This is a genomic window from Roseateles chitinivorans (assembly GCF_050632235.1).
Lineage (GTDB): Bacteria > Pseudomonadota > Gammaproteobacteria > Burkholderiales > Burkholderiaceae_C > Roseateles > Roseateles chitinivorans_A.
Genome location: NZ_CP192584.1, coordinates 413,453 through 431,423 on the forward strand (window position 1 = coordinate 413,453; position 17,971 = coordinate 431,423).

Sequence of the window (17,971 nt, forward strand, 5' to 3'; positions counted from 1 at the left end):
TTTCCTCCGTCGCCGGAGCACACCTTCGCTGGCGTCGCCCCGGGGTGAGGTTGCAAGATGCAATCCCGTGTCCCGTTCGAGCGCCGGGGCATTCCGCGACCCCCGATAATTCGCGCTCGTCCACCGAATTCCACCCGCGCGCCCGCGCCAGGCCATGTCCAACCTCATCGTCCACGGCGGCTCGCCCCTGAAGGGCCGCATCGTTCCCTCGGCCAACAAGAACGCCGTCCTGCCCATCCTCTGCGCGACCCTGCTGACGCGCGAGCCGGTGCGGCTGCACGGCGTGCCCGAGATCACCGACGTCAAGAAGATCCTCGAGGTCTTCCGCAAGCTGGGCAGCAGCGTGTCCGTGGACTTCAAGAGCGGCGTGCTGGACCTGCACCACCTGGACACCCACTTCGACCCGGCCAAGGACCACCTGCCCGAGGAGATGCGCTCCTCGATCATGCTGGTCCCCGGCCTGATGGCGCGCTTCGGCGCCGCCCGCATCGAGGACGACGTCAAGGGCTGCACCCTGGGCGCCCGCGAGATCGATCCGCACGTCGAGGTCTTCCAGCGATTCGGCGCCAACGTCGACCGCGCCGCCGACGGCCTGGTCGTCAAGGTCGAGGGCCAGCTGCGCGCCAACGACCACTGGACCGACTACGCCTCCGTCACCACGACCGAGAACTTCGTCCTCTGCGCGGCGCTCGCCCATGGCACCTCGACGCTGATGAACGCCGCCAGCGAGCCGCACGTGCAGGAGTTCTGCCAGTTCATGCAGATGCTCGGCGCGAAGCTCGAAGGCCTGGGCACCTCGCGGCTGACGATCCACGGCGTCGCATCCCTGGGCGGCGGCGAGTTCACCTTCGCCGAGGACTTCCACGAGATCGTCACCTTCCTGGCGCTGGGCGCGATCACCGGCGGCGACGTCCGGGTCAAGAATTCCCAGCCCGAGCAGTTCCCGCTGATCGACCGCACCTTCGCCAAGTTCGGCGTCCAGATCCTCCACGAGGACGGCTGGTCGCGCTCCGTCGTCGACGGCCAGCTCAAGGTCAAGGAACCCTTCACCCGCAACATCCTGCAGAAGGTCGAAGCGGCACCCTGGCCCTACCTGCCGGTCGACCTGCTGCCGATCTTCGTCGCGCTCGGCGTCAAGGCCGAGGGCAGCGTGATGTTCTGGAACAAGGTCTACGACGGCGCGATGGGCTGGACCACCGAGCTGTCCAAGTTCGGCGCCCATGCCTTCCTGTCCGACCCGCACCGCATGGTGACCTTCGGCGGCAAGACGCTCAGCCCCGCCGAGGTCGAGAGCCCCTACATCATCCGCGTCGCGATCGCGCTGCTGATGGTCGCGGCCAGCATCCCCGGCAAGTCCGTGATCCGCAACGCGACGCCGGTCCGCCGCGCCCATCCGCAGTTCGCCGAGAACATCACCCGCCTCGGCGCCAAGGTGGAATGGGTCGAGGGCGACTGACCCCCGACCGTCATCCGACGCCCGCCCGCCGCCGCGTCCGCGCCGCCGCGGGCTGCCTGGCGTCGGCGATCGCGGTCGTCATGGCCGGGATCGTCGCCGCGCTCGGCACGCTCGGGGCCGTCGCGCCTGCCGCGGCGCAGCCATCGCCCCCTCCGGCCCCGCCGCTCCTGCGCTGGATGGTGCAGGACATGCCGCCGCATTTCGTCTATCGCGACGGCAAGCCGCCGCAACGTGCCGACGAGCTCGGCCAGGGCGAGGTCGACGGTTTCCTCAAGCTGCTCATCGAGCGCATGCCGCAGTTCCGGCATGAGTTCATCGAGCTCAGCCTGCCGCGCTTCGAAGCGCAGGTGCGGCAGGGCGAGACGCTGTGCTCGGTGCTGCATGTGCGCACGCCCGAACGGCTGCAGTGGCTGTACTTCACGACGCTGCACCCGGCCATGATGTCGCGCCAGATCCATGTGGTCGTACGGCGCGACGATCTGTCGCGCTTCGAGGCCAACGGCCAGCCGCTGCAACTCGCCGACCTGCTGCGCCGCACGGATCTCACCGGCCTGCTGCCGCGTGACCGCAGCTACGGACCGCGCATCGACAAGCTGCTCGCCGCGAATCCGGAACGCGCGCCGCGTTCGATCGTCGCCGGCCGTGGCGCCCAGCTGCTGCCGATGTTGCGGGCCAAGCGGATGGACTACACGCTCGAGTACCCGATCACCGTCGACGAGTACAACGCCGCGCATCCCGGCGCTCCCGAACTCGCGAAACTGCCGCTGGCCGAGGGCCGCAGCACATCGATCGCCACCGCCGGCTGCAGCCGAACGCCGGAGGGCCGCCGCGCCATCGAGGCGATGGACCAGGCGGTGCGGCAGCTCGCCGCCGACCCCCAGCGCGAGGCGTGGATCAAGTCGTGGCGCAACAGTGTGCCGATCGACGCCGACGACCTGCAACGCCTGAACCGGTTCCTCGACGAGCGCGCGCGGGGTCCGGCGCAGATCGAGTGAATGCCGCCACCGGCTGACCCCTGCCTGTCGACATGGCCCGCCCGCTGAAGCTCGCCCTGCCGCTGCGCGACGGTGTCGCCGCCAGCGCATTGGCCTGCCCGCCAGGACCGTGGACGCGGGTGCTGGACTTCCTCGCCGAACGCCTGCCGCTGGTCGCCCGCGACGACTGGGCTGAAAGGATGGCGCGCGGCGACGTGCTCGACGACGCCGGCGCGCCGCTCGCGCCCGATGCGCCGTATCGCGCACAACGCCGCGTCTACTACTGGCGCTGGCTCGAGGACGAACCCCAGGTGCCCTTCGAGGCGCGCATCCTGCATCTCGACGAGCACCTGCTCGTGGCCGACAAGCCGCACTTCCTCCCGGTGACGCCGAAGGGCCGCTACGTGCAACAGACGCTGCTGACGCGCCTGCGTCGCGAGACGGGCCTGGCGGACCTGAGTCCGGTGCACCGGCTCGATCGCGAAACGGCGGGGCTGACCCTGTTCTCCGTGCAACCGGCCACGCGCGACGCGTACCAGCGCCTGTTCCGTGATCGCGATGTCGAGAAGGTCTACGAGGCCATCGCGCCGTGGCGCGACGACATCGGCGCGCGCCTGCCCTTCGACTATGAGAGTCGACTCGAAGAACACCCCGTCGACTTCATGCAGATGCGCACGATCGAAGAGGCGGGGGCGGTACCGAATGCGCGCACGCGCATCGCGCTGATCGAGCGCCTCGGTATCGATCGCGCCCGCTACGAGCTGCGGCCACACAGTGGCGTCAAGCATCAGCTGCGTGCCCAGCTGTGCGCGCTGGATCTGCCCATCGAGGGCGACCGCATCTATCCGGTGCTGCAGCCTGTCGAGGACACGGTGGACTTCACGCGGCCGCTGCAATTGCTCGCGCGCGAGATCGCCTTCACCGATCCGGTGACCGGCCAGCCGCGGAGGTTCGTGACCTCACGCCAACTGACCGCCGCAGCGCCGCGCTCATAGCGCGCACCGCGAATGTCACTGGGCCCGGAACAGGGTGGGAGGTTCGCGGACGCGAGGCCTCCCATCCTGTGCAGGGCCGCGCCTGACGACGGCACGCGAGCGCCGCCGGCAAGACGCTCACGCACTCAGGCGCTCAAGCACTCAAGGCATCCAACTTGCGCAACGCCTCGAGCGTCGCCCGGCAGGCGCCGGCGAGCTCGGTGCCCTTGATCACGAGGTGCTCATGGAAGAACCCGTGATGCGTCGCGTGCTCGTGGAACGCCAGCGGCGTGAGCACGGCGGAGAACACCGGCACGCCGGTATCGAGCTGCACCCGCATGAGGCCGTCGATGACGGCCTGCGCGACGAAGTCGTGGCGGTAGATGCCGCCATCGACGACAAGCGCGCACGCGAGCACCGCATCGAACTGCCCGCTGCGGGCGAGCTTCATCGCATGGAGCGGAATCTCGAACGCGCCGGGCACGTCGAAGGTCTCGACGCGGACGGGCCCGCCGGCTTCGAGGCCGCGGATGGCGGCCTCGCGACATCGGCCGACCAGGTCGGCATGCCAGCTCGCGGACACGATGGCCACGCGGGGAGCGGCGGAGGAGGGAGAGTGGAGTTTGGTCTGATTCATGTGAACCCTTCGGTTGGAACGATGAATCAGGGCGCGCACGCACACCGCGGCCGCCCGGCGGCGCAGGCGCGAACGCTTGCGCCGGCCCGCGAGGCCGACGATGGACGCGATCTCTTTCATCCGGACTATGACCGTCGGCCCTGGCTTCTCACCAGGTCTGCTGACCCCGGCGCCGCAAGGGCGGTGCCGGGCGCTCGCGGGCTCCCGGGGTCGTCGGTCTGTCGACCGCGCCCCGGATACCGCCGGTGGGGACTTCCACCCCGCCCTGAGAACGCTGCCTCGCGCGCCTTCGGAAGGAAGGTGAGCGGGGCGGGCGGATTCTAGGTTTCAGAAACCGACCTGGAGCGAGGCGCTCAGCATGTCCCCACGGCTGCGGTAGGTGTTCCCCCAGAGGTAGGCCGCCGTCAACTCAGCCCGTCCGCCGAGGTCGAACTTCGCGACCGGTCCCGCGCGCCACGACCGGGGCTCGGCGAAGCCCTGGACGCCGAAGCGCCAGCCCGGCTGCCAGCGGTGCAGCGCCTGCCATTGGAGCTTCGTCGGGTTCTGGCGGCGCGCTCCCGCGTCATGGCTGAAGAAGACGTTGAGGTTGAACTGCGTCATCCCCCATTCCGTCTGGAAGATGGGGCCCGCTTCCACGGCATTGCCCTGTCCGCGATTGCGGATGACCTGCAGGTGCAGGCCCAGGTCGTAGGGCGTGTCCCCCTGCGTGAACAGGATCTGGTTGACCCAGTTGATCGAGCTCAAGGTCTGCTCGTGCAGCGTCGGCCCGATCCAGCTCAGCAGCAGTTCGGTGCTCCATCGCGCGTTCACGCCGTAGCGCAGGCCGACCTCGGGCCACAGCGTCGCGGGCTCGTCCGGCGGATCGACATGCCAGTAGCGCAGGTCGAGCGTGGTCTGCCCCGCCTCGCTGTACGGACGCACCAGGTAATAGCCCGGATCGGCGCTCACCGCGCCGGCCCCGAGCAGCAGCCACGCGGCCACGGCAGTTCGTTTCATCGCCTCCCCCTGAGGTGTGGGGGGCAAATCTGCGGCCCGTCCCGGCTTGGAGTTTCCCCTGGGAAGCCAGCGAGCACGGCTCGGCACAATGGTCCGACGAGGACTTGACGGTGTATAGCGCGACTTCTGTCGCAGGCTTGGCATCCACGCATGACCCACAAGGCCATCCGCATCTCGGTAGGCGCCCGCCCGCTGCTGGCGCTGTTCGTGTTCGGGCTGCTGCTCGTCGCGCTGTCCAGCGGCTGGCAGTTGCGCGAGACGACGCAGCGCCGTGCCGCGGAGGCCGACGCGGACCTGAGCGCCATTCCGCTGCTCTATGCCGGTCCGCTGGCCTACAGCCTCCAGCAGCGGCTGGAACGGCCCGAGGCGCTGCACGGCCTGCTGCATCACATCCTCACCCGCCACAACCTCCGCCGCGTCGAGCTGCGCACCCGCGAGGGCGAGCAGTTCCGCGCGCTCTCCGACGACGACGGTGAACCGGGCCAGAGCGCCGAGTTCTCGCTGGCCGGCAGCGGCGAGCTGCGCCTGCAGGCGTCGGCCTCGACGATAGGCGACACGCTGCGCCGCGATCCGCTGCTGAGATCGGCGCTGATCCACCTGACCCTCGCCACGGCGCTGGGCCTGCTGGCCGCGCTCATGCTGGACCGCTGGCTGCTGCGGCAGCTGAGCCACCTGTCGGCGCAGGCGAGCCGCTTCGATCCCACGCTGCCGCCGCAGAGCCTGACCTGGCTCGAACCCGGTGAACCGCGACCCCGCGAACTGCTGCAGCTGGAGCAGGCGCTGGACCATGTCCGGACCTCGCTGGGCGACGAATTGCATCGCGAGCAGTCACGCGGGCGCGAACTGCGTGAAGAGATCGCCCGCCAGCACCGCGCACTGCAGCAGGCGGAACGTTCCCTGGAGGTGAAGCGGCGTGAACTGGCCTCGATGGAACGTCACGACGCGCTGACGGGCATCGCCAACCGGCGGGAGTTCGACGCCGCGTTGCGGCGCGAGTTCAAGCGGGCCCAGCGCGACCAGGGACGGCTGGCGCTGGCGATCCTCGACGTCGACCACCTCAAGCCGTTCAATGAGCACCACGGGCGCGGCGCGGGAGATGAGGTGCTGCGACGGCTCGCCCGGCTGCTCGCCGAGCACTTCCAGCGCGACACCGACCTGGTCGCCCGCCTCGGCGGCGAGGAGTTCGCGGTGCTGCTGCCCGGCTTCGACATCGACGCCGCGCAGGGCCTGCTGGACACCTTGCGCGAAGGCTGGCGTGCGCTCGCGGTGCCGCATGGCGCATTGCCGGACGGCATGCCGGACGACGGGATCGTGACGATCAGCGCCGGCCTCGCCGCCTCTCAGCCGGGCCATCCCTACCTGAGCCCGCAGGCGCTGCTGCAGGCGGCGGACGAAGCGCTCTACCTGGCCAAGCACATGGGACGCGACCGGATCTGCCTCGCATCCTGAGTCAGAGGGGGCCGGGAGCGCGCCCGGCGTCGGGCCTCAGCGGCCGCGGGTCTCGGCCTGCTGCAGCTGCTCCTCGACACGGCGCGCGGCGCGCAGCATCAGCGTCTCGTCGAGCTGCGCCTGAGGGGCGATCTCCATCACCGTCTCGTCCAGCGCTTCCGGCTTGTTCATCAGCGTCCAGGCGACCAGCGAGATCGCGCCGACGCCGCGTCGCTGCATCGCTTCGGGCATCACCAGCTCGTGCTGCAACTGCACGTGGTAGCGCACGCTGGCGACGGCAGCGGGCGCCAGGCCCCAGCTCTCGCACAGCGCCGCGCCCAGCGCGTCGTGGCTGACGCCGAAGGCGGTGTGCTCCAGCTGGACCAGCTCCTTGTCGCTCGCGGTGGCGCGCAGCATCGCGGGATAGTGCCCCGGCGCATGGCGGTAGAGCACCGCCTTGCCGCATTCCTCGAACAGGCCCGCCGAGTGCGCGGCCCAGGGATCGACGCCCAGCATCTGACCCATCCGTCCCATCAGCAGGCCGCGCTTGGCCGCGCGGGTCCAGACCGGTTCCAGCTCGACGGCCGGCGGGAAGGCGGCGCGCAAGCCCATCTCGAAGGTGATCGCGGCGACCTCGCGCATGCCCAGGTAGGTCAGCGCCTGGTGCACCGTCTGCACCCGGCCGCGCAGGCCGTACAGCGACGAATTCACCGCCTTCAGCACGGCGGCGGCCAGCGCCATGTCGGTCTCCACCAGGCCGGAGACGGCCTGGAGGTCGATGTCCTCGTCCGCCATCAGCAGCGAGAGCTTGACCAGCACGTCCGGCTGGGTGGGGATCTCGATATCCAGCGCACGGAGTTGAGGATCGACAGGCATGGTGGTCAGCGGTTGTTTGGACGGATGGTAGCCCGGGCAATGGGCCGCCGGCATCCCGCCTTTGGCGGAAAGCGATGGAGGTGTTGTTCGGAGGGCGTCTGGCGTGCCCGCGGGGCGGCACGCGACGCCCGGAGGTCAGCGCAGGAAGGCGTCGTAGCCGGTCTTGAGGATGAGCAGCGAGACGACGACGACGAACATGCCGCGCACGAAGCCCGCGCCCTTGGCCAGCGCCATGCGCGTGCCGACCAGGCTGCCGACGACGTTGGCCACCGCCATCACCGCCGCGACGTGCCACCAGACGTGGCCCTTGTAGGCGAACAGCACCAGCGCCGCGAAGTTGGTCGCGGTGTTCATCAGCTTGGCGGTCGCGGACGCATGCAGGAAGTCGAAGCCCAGCAGGCGCACGAACAGGAACACGAAGAAGCTGCCCGTGCCCGGCCCGAAGAAGCCGTCGTAGAAACCGATCGTCAAGCCGATGACGCTGGCGATCAGCGTCTGCGTCGCGGCCTCGTGGCGCGGTGCGTGGTGACGGCCGAGGTCCTTCTTCGCCAGCGTGTACAGCAGCACGCCCAGCAGGATCGCCGGCAAGGCCTTGCGCAGGCCGCTCGGGTCCACCTGCGTGACGGCCCAGGCGCCGGCGAAGCTGCCGGCCAGCGCGGCGGCGGCCGCCGGCATCAGCGCCAGCCACGGCAGCGTCACGCGCTTGGCATATTGGTGGGTGGCCCAGGCCGTCCCCCAGATGGCGGCACCCTTGTTGGTGCCGAAGAGGGTGGCCGGCGCGGCGTTCGGATACACGCTGAACAGCGCGGGCACCAGGATCAGTCCGCCGCCGCCGACGACGGCATCGACAAATCCGGCCAGCAGCGACGCCACGGCCGCGGTCAACAACTCGATCATCAGCAACGACTCGCAAAGGCGGCCCCGGGGCCGCGAAGACGGGCCGAGAACGATCGCGGGATGCGCGCAAAACCAGGCCACGAAAACAAAACGGGCACCTGATTCAGGTGCCCGCGAATTGTGACAGTGTCACTGTTATTCGTTGGTGTTGGTTTGATCTGTTTGTCTCCTCAGCCCCCGTAGGCAACCCCCATTTGTGCCGGCTTGTCGCCGGCCTGGGACGGGTGTCGCGTCGAGTGGGGTGGATCCTAGGACTCGTCCCCCATGCACGCACTTGGGGTTTCCACTCGGCGCATGCACCAAGATGGAACGGTTAGCCGGCGCTCACTTGCGTGAAATGGCCCCATCGAAAACGATTTGCGCACATCGCACGCTGCACTGTTCTCGACCTTCGGGCGAGGGTCGCCCGGTGTGGCGTGGAAGTGTCATTCCCCTGAAACATGGGGCATGACTGACCGATTCGCAGGCCTCGGCTCGGTCTGGCGAAATTCTTGTGTGCGAGCCGGGAACTTTCCGGACTTCTCCCGCAATACGTTCATGCTGCGCGGAAACGACTCGCGCTGTTGACGTCCCGGCGACGACCGTCGCTGGCCATTCCCACGACGCATCGCACGCCGAACGCCCGATGAGCTTCTGGACCCGCCTGGCTGGCCGCGCCCGCCCCGACCCCGCCGCCGCGCCTGCCGACGGTGAGGGGCCCGAGCGCCCGCCCACCCACGTCGCCGTCAGCGAAGCGCTGGTGCGCCGCCTGCGCCAGGGCGATGCCAGCGCGCTGGAACCGCTGTACCGCAACGAGTCGCCGGGCGTCTACCGCTACGCGCTGGCGCTGTGCGGCCAGTCCGACTGGGCGGCGGACGCGATGCAGGAGGCCTTCGTCCAGTTCGCCGGCCGGCCTGAGGGCTGGGACGCCGGCAGAGGCCCGCTCGGCGCCTACCTCGCCGGGATGGCGCGGCATCACCTGCTGGCACGCTGGCGGGACCTGCCGGTCGCCCATGACGAGGACGCCGACGACCGTCCCCACGACCCCGCCGACGCGCCCGAACAGCAGCTGGTCCGTGCGCAGGACCAGGCACGCGTCTGGGCCGCCCTGCAGACCCTGCCCTGGCCCTTCCGCGAAGCCATCGTGCTGGTCGACCTGCAGGAGCGGGCCTATGCCGAGGCCGCCCGCATCGCCGGTGTCGAACTCAACACCTTGCGCACCCGCCTCCACCGGGGCCGGGCGCGCCTGCTGGCCGCGCTGCAGGAGGAGAGCCCGCCCCGGTCGTCCGCCGCCGCGGACGCCATCGAACGCTCATCGAAGTCCGCATGATGAAGACCACCGACCCCTCCCCGCCCCGCACCGCGCGCCTGGCCGACTGGCTGTGGGCGGTCGCCCAGGACCTGCGCCAGCGCACGCCGCCGCTCGAGCGCGACGACGCGGTCCTCGGTGCGATGCGCCGGCAGTTCGCCGCACGGCAGAAGGCCGGCAAGGCCGGCCGCTGGAGATGGGCGCTCGCCGGCCCGGCCTTGTGCGCGTCGGTCCTGGTCGCCTGCGTCTGGCTGCTGGGCTCCGCGCCGCCGGGCGAGTCGGGCGCCACCGTCATGGCCAACCCTGGCAGCGGCTTCATCGTGCTCGTGTCCGCCGATCGCTGGGCCGCTTTCGAAAAGGCCGGCACCGGCACCGCGTGGCTGGTTCCTGCGGAGGTCCCGCGTGAACGCCTCGCGCTGCTGGGTCTGCCCTACGACCCCGCGGAGGCCGCCGCACCGGTACGCGCCGAACTGCTGGTGCACGCCTCCGGTGATGTGCTCGCCATGCGCGTCATGCCTTGATCGATCCGAGACCGGCCATTCCCCTTCGCTCCCTTGAACGACGACCTGCTTCCTTCCCTGGAGACCGCCATGAAGACTTCCCTCACCACGCTCGCCCTGGCGTTCACCGCCCTCGCGGTCCAGGCCCAGCCCGCCGCACACGCGTCGCCGGACCCGGGCGCGCAGCCGGCGCCGCCCGCGCCCCCGTGATGCCCGCCGTCGTCCCGCCGGTGCCGCCGGTCCCTCCGGTGCCCGACGTCGCCGAGCTGATCGCCGAATCCGGCGTCGCGATGCACATCCTGAGCACCGAGCGCATCGTCAAGGGCGCGCCGTACTGCGCCCAGGCGGTGCATGAAACCGTCCAGCCGCTGGCCGACGGCAATCGCATCGTCCATCAGCAGACCAGCCAGCTGTGCCGCGACGGCGAAGGCCGGACGCGCCAGGAAGTCGAACGCCAGGGGCGCAAGATGGTCTACCTGCGCGATGCGGTCAGCGGCGAGAACTGGCTGCTCGATCCCGAGCGCAAGACCGCGCGTTATCTCGGCGGCGGGCGCGTGGACGCCGAGGCCCAGCGCGAGTACGGCGAACGCATGCGCGAGTACCAGGACAAGATGCGGGACTACAACGACAAGATGCGCGAATACGGCCGGAAGATGCGCGACTGGGCGCGCGAGAACCTCGGTCGTGGTGACACGGCGCAACGCGTGGACGCGCCGAAGCCACCGTCGCCGCCGGCCGCGCCGTCGACCGCCTCGACCCGCGTGCGCGTGGCGACCCCCGTGGTGGTCGCCCCGGGCGAGGGCGGCCAGGAGGTCCGCGTGATCCGCATCGAAACGCCGCCAGGCCCGCTGGGCCCGCTGACGCCGATGTCGCCCCTGCCACCGGCCGTGGCGATGCGGATCGAACCGCTGATCCTGAACGATCAGCTCAATGGTCAGGACGCGCCACCGAACGCCCTGCCCCCCAAGGAGATCGACGGACTCAAGGTCACCGGCGGACGCACGACGCGCACGATCCCGGCGGGCAAGATCGGCAACGAGAAGCCGATCGTCATTTCGCGAGAGGTGTGGACCTCCCCGGACCTCAAGGTCACCGTCAGCGTCCAGACCAAGGATCCGCGCAGCGGCGAACAGAACTACCAGCTGCGCAACATCCGCCGCGCCGAACCGGAGGCCGCGCTGATGCGCGTGCCGGCGGACTTCGCGAAGACGGGCCTGCCCAAGCCGCGCGCGCCGAAGGACGGCAGGGAGCCCAGGGAGAACAAGGAAGGCTGAGCCGGTTGCATCCGGCCGGCGCCTTGAGCCGGGAGGTCGGCGGCGCGTCGACAATGCCTCCCCGATGACCGCGCCGCCGTCCCCGCTCCCGCCGAAACTGATCCTGCAGACGCTCAACCGCGGCGACGGCCTGCTCGGCCTGCGGCCGCACGGCAAGCTGGGCCCGCGCGGCGATCGCGTGTCGCTGCTGAGGCTGGAACGCTGGCCGGCCGATCCGGCGTCGCTCGAGCAATGGCAGGCGCTGCCGCTGCACCCGGTGGACGTCGAGATGCTGCAGTGGCGCGACGCCTCCTTCGGGCGAGGCCTGACCCCGTGCTGGACGCTGGCGCAGGAAGACCTGTTCCCCGACTTCGCGGCCGACGAGGTGCCCCGGCTGCGCAAGCTCGGCTGGGAGATCGACTTCCTGCCCGGCTTCGCGCACCACAGCGTCGCGATCGACGCGTGGTCATTGGAGATCCAGCCGGAGGACGAGGTGCCGGTCGACGTCGGGACCGCGATCGCGCCCGGCAGCGGCGACCGCCTGCCGGCGCTGGCGCTCTCGCGCCGCAAGGGCTCCTGGATGCTGAGCCTGGGCGTGACGGTGCAGGGCCAGCGGGTCGACCTCGCACCCATGATCTGGGACCTGCTGCGCAAGGACCGCCGCTGGCTCTACGCCGACGCGATCGCCGGCATCGACGATGACGCCATCATCAGCCTGAAGGCGCCCGGCGGACGCCGGTTGCATTCGACGGCGGCGCCGCTGAAGCGGTTGATGCTCAACCTGCTCGACGTCCTGGTCGCCCAGCGCTCACGGCGCGGGCCGGTGAAGCTCACCTCGTGGGAGGCGGCGCGGCTGGCGGCGCTCGACCGGCCGGACAGCCGCTGGCAGGTCTTCGGCGCCGACGAACTGCGGACGATGTGGGAGCGCCTGCGCGACGCCGGCCCGCCGCCGGCGTCGACGGCGCCGGAAGGTCTGGGCATCACGCTGCGTCCTTACCAGCTGCAAGGCCTGGCGTGGCTCCAATATCTGGCGCGCCAGGAGCTCGGCGGCATCCTCGCGGACGACATGGGCCTGGGCAAGACCGCGCAGGCGCTGGCACACCTGCTGGTCGAGAAGCAGGCCGGTCGGCTGACATCGCCCGCGCTGGTCGTCGCGCCGACCTCCCTCATCTTCAACTGGACCCAGGAGGCCGCGCGCGTCGCGCCCGACCTGCGGGTGGCCACCTTGTCCGATCCGGCCGAGCGGGCCCAGGTGATGAAGACGCTCGGCGACATCGACCTGCTGCTGTGCAGCTACGGCCTGGCCTGGCGCGAGGTGCGGGCACTGTCGAAGCCGCGGTTCTCGGTGCTGGTGCTGGACGAGGCGCAGGCGGTGAAGAACCCCGCTCGCGGGCGGCGCGGGCGCTGCGCCGGCTTCAGGCGGACCAGCGCGTCGTGCTCACCGGCACCCCGCTCGAGAACCACCTGGGCGAGCTCTGGACCCAGTTCGACTTCCTGATGCCGGGCTACCTCGGCGAGTCACGGTCCTTCGCCCGCCATTGGCGCAAGCCGATCGAGCAGACCGGCGACGCCCGCCGCGCCCGGGAGCTGGCGACTCGCGTGCGACCGTTCATCCTGCGGCGCCTGAAGGAAGAGGTCGCCAAGGACCTGCCGCCGATGACCGTCCTCGTCCAGCGCATTCCCTTGCAGGGTCGTCAGCGCCAGCTGTACGAAAGCGTCCGCATCGGCGCCGACCACCTGGTGCGGCGGCTGTTGAAGGACTCGGAGATCTTCGGATCCGGGCTGATGTCGGTGCTGGACGCGATGCTGAAGCTGCGTCAGGTCTGCTGCGATCCGCGGCTGGTGCCGGGCATCGCGCTGCCCCACGGCATGGAGGCCGCCAAGCTGGAATGGATCCAGGAGAAGGTGCCCGAAATGATTGCCCAGGGCCGGACGATCCTGGTGTTCTCGCAGTTCACCGGCATGCTGGATCTGATCGAGGCCGCGATGGGGGCCCTGCGGATCCCGCTGATGAAGCTGACCGGCGACACACCGGAAGGCAAACGGGGCGACGTGGTGCGGCGCTTCCAGGCGGGCGAGGCGCCGCTGATGCTGGTCAGCCTGAAGGCGGGCGGGGTGGGGCTGACCTTGACTGCCGCGGACACCGTCATCCAGGTGGACCCCTGGTGGAACCCGGCGGTCGACGCGCAGGCGCATGCCCGGGCGCACCGGATCGGCCAGACCCGGCCGGTGTTCGTCCATCAGCTGGCGATCGAGGGCTCGATCGAGGAGCGCATGCTCGAACTGCAGGCCCGCAAGCGGGCGCTGGCGGACGGCCTGCTGGGCCATGACGGAGGGGAACGTCTGGAGAAGTTCAGCGCCGACGAGATCGATCGGCTGCTGGCGCCGTTGCAGTCCCCGGACGACGAGGACTGACGGGCGCGAGGGGCGAGGCCGCCGCCCGGAGTCGGGGCGGCCCCGCGCCGGGGATCAGCGCTTGCGGTCGAAGCGCAGGGCGCGCGCGACGCTGCGGCGGTCGCAGCCCAGGCTGGGGACTTCGAAGGCCTCGTGCTTGCGGCCCTTGTCGTGCTGCGCCAGTTCCGGCATCGGGAGGCGGCGCGGCTGGGATTCGGTACGGATATGGGACTTCATCATGGTCGGGGACCTTCTTGGCTTTCGGCGGCATCGAGCGGGGGAAGACCGCTGGCAATGACCGCTTTGTGCCAGCTAACGCAGGCCTTCGGGACTCCGTTGACAGCCTGCTCACAAATCTGAACAAAGCTCGCGCCATCGTCACGCACCTGGCACCAGGATGGTGCTTTGGACGTATAGCGAACGCATTCGCCCTCCGGGCAACTCGGCTAAGCTCCGGTCCCATGTCCGCCGTTTCCTCCTCGTCGCCCGTGCCGGCCCCCGCTTCCGAGGGGTCGTCCGACCTGCTGGTCGCCTGCCTGTGCGCCGCCTGGTGCCGGACCTGCGACACCTATCGGGAAGACTTCGCCGTGCTGCGTCAGCAGCATCCGGGGGCCCGTTTCCTGTGGGTGGACATCGAGGACGACTCGGAGCTGGTCGACGACCTGGAGGTCGAGACCTTCCCGACGCTGCTGATCGGTCAGGGCGAACGCGTCTGCTTCATCGGGCCGGTGCTGCCGGGACCGGCGGCGGCGCAGCGGCTGATCCAGGCGGCCCAGGACAATCCGGCGATGTCCGCCGCCAGCCCCAATGCGCCGGCCGGCACGACCGCCGCGGCCCAGTCGCTGCTGTCGCGTCTGCGACAGTCCTGCTGAGCGGTTCCCGGACCCCGGGCCCTCACCCCCACTCCCGCGATGCGGGAGAGGGGCCGCCCCAACACCCTTCCTACCCCCTTTCCCGCGAGCGGGAGACGGAGGCTCGCCGGCGCTCTTCTTGCTCCCTCTCCCGCTTGCGGGAGAGGGTGGGGGTGAGGGCCAGCGGCGGCGGAAGTACGGCAGCCCGAGCGAGAATGGCTCACCGCCAACCCCCAAGGCCGGCTCCCCGCGCGACCCGCGGCGAGCCGCTGCATCGATGAACGTCCAATTCAAGAACTCGGTGGCCCGCGCCACGCCCATCCTGGCGCTCGACCGCGCCGCCTACCAGGCCCTCGCGACTAAGCTGCCCAAGCGCACCCAGCAATGGCTGGCGACGCTGGGCTTCTCCGCGGCCCCGGACACCTTCGCCCTGGTGCCTGGGGAGGACGGCAAGCTGGCGCAGGTCTTCGCCGGCGTGGCCCATGCCGCCCACCCGTTCGCGCTGGCGGCGCTGCCGCTCGCGCTGCCGGAAGGCGTCTACACCCTGTCGCCCGACGGCCTGCCGCTGCAGGACGAGGCGGCCGCGATGTCCTGGGAACTGGGCTGCTACCAGTTCGACCTCTACAAGCCGCGCAAGCGTGAGCCGGCGCAGCTGCTGATCAAGAGCAGCCCGGACGGCCAGCGCGGTCTGGCGATCGCCACCGCGATGACCGCGGTGCGCGACCTCGTCAACACGCCCGCCGAGCACATGGGTCCGGAAGAGCTGTCCAAGGCCGCGGCCGTCGTCGGCAAACAGCACGGCGCCAAGTTCAAGGAGATCGTCGGCGACGACCTGCTGAAGAAGAACTTCCCGGCCATCCACGCGGTCGGCCGCGCGAGCACCCGCGCGCCGCGCCTGATCGAGCTGAACTGGGGCAGCGACAAGCACCCCAGACTGACGCTGGTCGGCAAGGGGGTGTGCTTCGACACCGGCGGCCTGGACATCAAGCCCGCCGACGGCATGCGCCAGATGAAGAAGGACATGGGCGGCGCGGCCAACACGCTGGGCCTGGCCACGCTGATCATGGCGCTGAAGCTGCCGGTGCGCCTGCAGGTGCTGATCCCGGCGGTGGAGAACTCGATCAGCGGCAACGCCTACCGTCCGGGCGACGTGATCAAGACCCGCGCGGGCCTGCACATCGAGATCGGCAACACCGACGCCGAAGGCCGCGTGATCCTGTGCGACGCGCTCGCCTACGCCACCGAGTCCAAGCCCGAACTGATCATCGACCTGGCCACGCTGACCGGCGCGGCCCGCATCGCGCTGGGCGCGCAGCTGCCGGCGCTGTTCTCGAAGCACATGGACACCGGGCGCGACCTGGTCGACCTGGGCCTGAAGATGGACGACCCGCTGTGGCACATGCCGCTGTGGTCGCCCTACAAGGAAGGCATCACCTCGAGCATCGCCGACATCGTGAACACCGGCCGCAGCGCGCTGGCCGGCGCGATCAACGCGGCGCTGTTCCTCGAGGCCTTCATCCCGCCCGAGCAGGACTGGCTGCACATCGACCTGTTCGCCTGGAACGACATCGCGCGTCCGGGCCGGCCGGTCGGCGGCGAGGCCCAGACGATCCGCACGCTGCTGGCCTACATCGAGGAACGTTTCAGCGCCTGACGGTCCTGTGATCGGCGCCTGACCGGCGCCCGATCACTCCCCGGCGCGCAGCCAGGCGGCGGCGCGCTCCGCGATCATCAGCGTGGGCGAGTTCGTGTTCCCGCTGGTGATCGTCGGCATCACGCTCGCGTCGACGACGCGCAGGCCGGCCACCCCGCGCACGCGCAGGCGGCTGTCGACGACGGCCGTCTCGTCGTCGGCCCGGCCCATGCGGCAGGTGCCGACCGGGTGGAAGATCGTCGTGGCGATGTCGCCGGCCAGGCGGGCCAGTTCCTCGTCGGTCTGGAACTCGACACCGGGCTTGTGTTCGCGCGGCCGGTAGCGCGACAGCGCCGGCTGCTCGACGATGCGCCGCGTCAGGCGCAGGCTGCGGGCGGCGATCTCGCGGTCCTCGGCGGAGCTGAGGTAGTTGGGCGCGATCAACGGCGCATCGGCGGCGTCCGCGCTGCGGATCGCGACCGTGCCTCGGCTGGTGGGATTCAGGTTGCAGACGCTCGCCGTGAACGCGTTGAACGCGTGCAGCGGCTCGCCGAACGCTTCGAGCGACAACGGCTGCACGTGGTACTGCAGATCGGGCCACGCCTTGTCCGGTCCGCTCTTCGCGAACGCGCCGAGCTGCGACGGCGCCATGCTCATCGGTCCGGTGCGGCGCAGCGCGTACTCGAGTCCGATGCGCGCCTTGCCGAACCAGCTCGACGCCAGCGTGTTGAGCGTGCTGACGCCGTCGACCTGGAAGACCGCGCGGATCTGCAGGTGGTCCTGCAGGTTGGCGCCGACGCCGGGCAGGTCCTTCACGACCTCGATGCCGTGGCGTTGCAGCAGTGCCGCCGGCCCGAGGCCTGACAGCTGCAGCAGCTGCGGCGAACCGATCGCGCCGGCCGCGAGCAGCACTTCGCCACCCGGATTCAGGCGCACCGTCTCCAGCCCATGCGGCGTGCGCACGAGCACGCCGTCGCACCGGAGCTCACCGTCGGTCTGCTCGAACAGCAGCCGCTGCGTGTGCGCGCCCGTCCACATCTCGAAGTTGGGGCGCCGGTAGCAGGCCGGCCGCAGGAAAGCCTTCGCCGTGTTCCAGCGCCAGCCGTTGCGCTGGTTGACCTCGAAATAACCCACGCCCTCGTTGTTGCCGCGATTGAAGTCGGGCGTCGCGGGAATGCCGGCTTCCTGGGCCGCCGCCGCGAACGCGTCCAGCACCGCCCAGCGCAGGCGCTGCTTCTCGACTCGCCACTCCCCGCCGTGCCCGTGCATCGCGGGGTCGAACCCGGGTGGCCGCTCGGCGCCCTCGTCCAGGCGCCAATGGTCTTCATGCTCGCGGAAGTACGGCAGCACCGCGTCCCAGCGCCACGCGCCGTCGCCGGCCGCCTCGGCCCAGCCGTCGTAGTCGCGGCGCTGGCCCCGCATGTAGATCATCCCGTTGATGCTCGAGCTCCCGCCCAGCACCTTGCCGCGCGGGTAGCGCAGGCTGCGTCCGTTCAGGCCCGCGTCGGGCTCCGTCTTGAACAGCCAGTCCGTGCGCGGATTGCCGATGCAGTACAGGTAGCCGACGGGGATGTGGATCCAATGGTAATCGTCGCGGCCGCCGGCCTCGAGCAGCAGCACGCGCTTGGACGTGTCGGCGCTGAGCCGGTTGGCCAGCAGGCAGCCGGCGGTGCCGGCGCCCACGATGATGATGTCGAAGCGGCCCGAGGCGGTCTCGGGCGCCGCGTCGCGGTCGCTGCTTGGGTTGTCTCCGCCCATGTCTCTCTTGTCGTGATGGGTCTGTGAAGACCCATGCTGACCGAGCCACGGGCGGC

At 70.4% G+C, this 17,971-nt stretch carries 16 protein-coding genes, 1 pseudogene and 1 riboswitch; of the genes and pseudogenes, 11 read left to right on the forward strand and 6 right to left on the reverse strand.

The genetic code is table 11. The features are described from left to right. Positions 1 to 154: 154 nt before the first annotated feature. Genes ACQ859_RS01710 through ACQ859_RS01720 form a run of 3 tightly spaced genes read left to right on the forward strand, consistent with a single transcriptional unit; the run spans position 155 to position 3,425 of the window. Positions 155 to 1,456: a UDP-N-acetylglucosamine 1-carboxyvinyltransferase gene (locus ACQ859_RS01710; RefSeq protein WP_431264344.1), complete on the forward strand. Its 1,302-nt coding sequence runs from the start codon at positions 155 to 157 to the stop codon at positions 1,454 to 1,456. Continuing rightward, positions 1,438 to 2,451, forward strand: coding sequence for a TIGR02285 family protein (locus ACQ859_RS01715; protein WP_431264345.1), 1,014 nt, complete (start codon positions 1,438 to 1,440; stop codon positions 2,449 to 2,451). Before ACQ859_RS01710 ends, ACQ859_RS01715 begins: the two co-directional genes overlap by 19 nt. 32 nt (positions 2,452 to 2,483) lie before the next feature. After that, positions 2,484 to 3,425 (forward strand): pseudouridine synthase, encoded by a 942-nt coding sequence (locus tag ACQ859_RS01720; RefSeq protein ID WP_431264346.1) that lies wholly within the window; start codon positions 2,484 to 2,486, stop codon positions 3,423 to 3,425. Between the two features lie 133 nt (positions 3,426 to 3,558). On the opposite strand, the gene ACQ859_RS01725 is transcribed toward ACQ859_RS01720, so the two are convergent. Then, positions 3,559 to 4,041: a 6,7-dimethyl-8-ribityllumazine synthase gene (locus ACQ859_RS01725; protein ID WP_431266437.1), complete on the reverse strand. Its 483-nt coding sequence runs from the start codon at positions 4,039 to 4,041 to the stop codon at positions 3,559 to 3,561. Between the two features lie 104 nt (positions 4,042 to 4,145). Further along, positions 4,146 to 4,318: riboswitch (FMN riboswitch) on the reverse strand. Positions 4,319 to 4,368: 50 nt separating this feature from the next. Further along, positions 4,369 to 5,037, reverse strand: coding sequence for a hypothetical protein (locus ACQ859_RS01730; protein WP_431264347.1), 669 nt, complete (start codon positions 5,035 to 5,037; stop codon positions 4,369 to 4,371). A gap of 150 nt (positions 5,038 to 5,187) precedes the next feature. Between ACQ859_RS01730 and ACQ859_RS01735 the strand changes: the two genes are divergently transcribed. Next, positions 5,188 to 6,486: a diguanylate cyclase domain-containing protein gene (locus ACQ859_RS01735; protein ID WP_431264348.1), complete on the forward strand. Its 1,299-nt coding sequence runs from the start codon at positions 5,188 to 5,190 to the stop codon at positions 6,484 to 6,486. Between the two features lie 36 nt (positions 6,487 to 6,522). On the opposite strand, the gene ACQ859_RS01740 is transcribed toward ACQ859_RS01735, so the two are convergent. Both ACQ859_RS01740 and ACQ859_RS01745 read right to left on the reverse strand, forming a co-directional pair. After that, a complete protein-coding gene (locus tag ACQ859_RS01740) occupies positions 6,523 to 7,341 on the reverse strand; it encodes an HDOD domain-containing protein (RefSeq protein WP_431264349.1) in 819 nt (272 codons plus the stop codon). A 135-nt stretch (positions 7,342 to 7,476) separates the two neighbouring features. After that, entirely contained in the window at positions 7,477 to 8,238 is a 762-nt protein-coding gene (locus tag ACQ859_RS01745) for a TSUP family transporter (protein WP_431264350.1), read from the reverse strand. A 625-nt stretch (positions 8,239 to 8,863) separates the two neighbouring features. On the opposite strand from ACQ859_RS01745, the gene ACQ859_RS01750 reads away from it, so the two are divergent. The 5 genes and pseudogenes from ACQ859_RS01750 (at position 8,864) to ACQ859_RS01770 (ending at position 13,694) form a co-directional block, all read left to right on the forward strand. Further along, positions 8,864 to 9,547, forward strand: coding sequence for an RNA polymerase sigma factor (locus tag ACQ859_RS01750; protein ID WP_431264351.1), 684 nt, complete (start codon positions 8,864 to 8,866; stop codon positions 9,545 to 9,547). Then, positions 9,544 to 10,047 (forward strand): hypothetical protein, encoded by a 504-nt coding sequence (locus tag ACQ859_RS01755; protein ID WP_431264352.1) that lies wholly within the window; start codon positions 9,544 to 9,546, stop codon positions 10,045 to 10,047. Before ACQ859_RS01750 ends, ACQ859_RS01755 begins: the two co-directional genes overlap by 4 nt. A 188-nt stretch (positions 10,048 to 10,235) precedes the next feature. Beyond that, positions 10,236 to 11,300 (forward strand): hypothetical protein, encoded by a 1,065-nt coding sequence (locus ACQ859_RS01760; RefSeq protein WP_431264353.1) that lies wholly within the window; start codon positions 10,236 to 10,238, stop codon positions 11,298 to 11,300. 895 nt (positions 11,301 to 12,195) lie between these two features. Next, a pseudogene (locus ACQ859_RS01765) lies at positions 12,196 to 13,061 on the forward strand (SNF2-related protein); the annotation flags it as partial. Positions 13,062 to 13,193: 132 nt separating this feature from the next. Beyond that, positions 13,194 to 13,694 (forward strand): helicase-related protein, encoded by a 501-nt coding sequence (locus tag ACQ859_RS01770; RefSeq protein WP_431266438.1) that lies wholly within the window; start codon positions 13,194 to 13,196, stop codon positions 13,692 to 13,694. 54 nt (positions 13,695 to 13,748) lie between these two features. On the opposite strand, the gene ACQ859_RS01775 is transcribed toward ACQ859_RS01770, so the two are convergent. Next, entirely contained in the window at positions 13,749 to 13,913 is a 165-nt protein-coding gene (locus tag ACQ859_RS01775) for a hypothetical protein (protein WP_431260009.1), read from the reverse strand. A 221-nt stretch (positions 13,914 to 14,134) separates the two neighbouring features. Here ACQ859_RS01775 and ACQ859_RS01780 point away from each other — a divergent pair, with 221 nt between their 5' ends. Continuing rightward, positions 14,135 to 14,545: a thioredoxin family protein gene (locus ACQ859_RS01780; protein WP_431264354.1), complete on the forward strand. Its 411-nt coding sequence runs from the start codon at positions 14,135 to 14,137 to the stop codon at positions 14,543 to 14,545. A 256-nt stretch (positions 14,546 to 14,801) separates the two neighbouring features. After that, a complete protein-coding gene (locus ACQ859_RS01785; protein ID WP_431264355.1) occupies positions 14,802 to 16,178 on the forward strand; it encodes a leucyl aminopeptidase family protein in 1,377 nt (458 codons plus the stop codon). A 33-nt stretch (positions 16,179 to 16,211) separates the two neighbouring features. Here ACQ859_RS01785 and ACQ859_RS01790 read toward each other — a convergent pair whose 3' ends face one another. Then, the gene (locus ACQ859_RS01790; protein ID WP_431264356.1) at positions 16,212 to 17,915 is read right to left on the reverse strand and encodes a GMC family oxidoreductase; all 1,704 of its coding nucleotides are present in this window, start codon (positions 17,913 to 17,915) and stop codon (positions 16,212 to 16,214) included. Positions 17,916 to 17,971 lie beyond the last annotated feature (56 nt).